General features: G+C 68.3%; 1 protein-coding gene. It reads left to right on the plus strand.

The genetic code is table 11. The features are described 5' to 3' along the window. Positions 1 to 48: 48 nt before the first annotated feature. Positions 49 to 1,314: ISL3 family transposase (locus tag ABD893_RS16935; protein WP_345083176.1), on the plus strand; the 1,266-nt coding region annotated here is incomplete at its 3' end.

Consider the following 1,314-nt stretch of genomic DNA (forward strand, 5'->3'; position numbering starts at 1 on the left):
CCGATGATGAGCGGACTCTTACCTCTGCTCGCACCAAGGACCTCGACGATGCCCAACCATAGTTGCGTATGTCCTGACGCGCTTGATCGCTGCGACCGATGCGACGTTCTCCTGGACTTCCCTGGCCTTCATCTGGTGGCCGTCTCGAAGGCCCGGGCCGGACTGTTGCTTGAGGTTGAGTCCTGCGATCCAGTGACCGGATGCCCTGGCTGCGGTGTCATCGCCACTGGTCACGGCCGAGTGGTGGTCGAGATGATCGACGCGCCATGGGCTGGCCGACCGGTGCGGATTCGGTGGCGCAAGCGCCGCTGGATCTGCCTCGAGCGCGTTTGCGCGGTGACGACCTTCGCCGAGCAGAACCCGGAGGTCTGTGCACCGCGGGGCCTGCTGAGCACGCGCGCGATCCGCTGGGCAATCGGACAACTCCGGCGCGAGGGAGCGACGATCCAGGGCCTGGCCCGCCAGCTCGGCACGACCTGGAACACGCTCTGGTCCCAGGTCCGACCAGTCCTGACCCGGGCCGCGAACGACCAGTCCCGGTTCGAGGGCGTGCAGGTCCTGGGCGTGGACGAACACATCTGGCACCACCGGGACCCGCGCCGGCGCGGACCGAAGGAGCTCACCGGGATGGTCGATCTGACTCGCGACACCCACCCCACCGCCAGACTCCTCGACCTCGTCCCCGGCCGATCCGGCAAGGCCTACCGAGACTGGCTCGACGAGCGCGGCGACGAGTTCCGCAAGCGGGTCGAGATCGCCACACTGGACCCGTTCCAGGGCTACAAGAACGCGATCGATGACCAACTCGAGGACGCCACCTGCGTGCTGGATGCGTTCCACATCGTCAAGCTCGCCGGGGCTGCAGTCGATGACGTCCGCCGCCGGATCCAGCAGGAGACCCTCGGCCACCGAGGCCGCAAGGGCGACCCCCTCTACGGGATCCGTCATGTTCTCCGCGCCGGACGGGAACGCCTCACGCCGCGCCAGCAGACCCGCCTGGCCAGCGCATTCGCGGCCCATCCCGATCACGTAGCGGTCGAGGTCGCCTACCAGTGCGCCCAGGACCTCCGAGACGTGTTCCACCAGCCCACGCCCGCCCAGGGACGCCGCCTCGCCGAGCAGCTGATCGTTGCGCTGCCGTCCTGCCCGATCCCAGAGATCGCCAGGCTCGGGAAGACCCTACGCCGCTGGCGGACAGCGTTCCTGGCCTACTTCGACACCGACGGCGCGACCAACGGCGGCACAGAGGCCATCAACGGGATCATCGAACTCGGCCGCCGCATCGCCCGCGGCTTCCGGAACTTCGAGCACTAC

The organism is Brachybacterium paraconglomeratum (assembly GCF_039541415.1).
GTDB classification, from domain to species: domain Bacteria; phylum Actinomycetota; class Actinomycetes; order Actinomycetales; family Dermabacteraceae; genus Brachybacterium; species Brachybacterium paraconglomeratum_A.